Source organism: Oleiphilus sp. HI0067 (assembly GCF_001635735.1).
Map to the genome: position 1 here is coordinate 1 of NZ_LWFI01000729.1, position 355 is coordinate 355.

Annotated in this window: 1 protein-coding gene; it reads left to right on the forward strand. The window is 44.2% G+C overall.

Features of this window, described 5'->3' with window-relative positions; translation table 11 throughout:
* Positions 1-355: hypothetical protein (locus A3739_RS29690; RefSeq protein WP_197472195.1), on the forward strand; the 355-nt coding region annotated here is incomplete at both ends.

The window sequence follows — 355 nt, forward strand, 5'->3', positions numbered from 1 at the left end:
TCGCTTGAGGCTTATCCGGCTGACACAGGTACAAACCAGTCTATTTACTTAAGATTCCAAGTCTTCAAATCGAGCAATCAAAGCGCGCCAGTTTTTAGTGAAGATATACGTTGGGCCAGACAAGTTGAATTTGTTGCAGATGAAGACGCCGAATACTATGTATCTTTACGCTCTATTGCCCAGTCTCCTGTTAATTATCACCTTCGCTCTTCACGATCGTTAGCTGCTGGTGAGAGTTTATCGCGAGCTGGTTATGCCAAGCTCGCATCAGCTAGGGTCAATATAGTTAATGCATTTGGCGAGGTGTCGCAGCTTGATGATGGAATTCATAGTGATTTAGCTAAGCTTAAAGCGC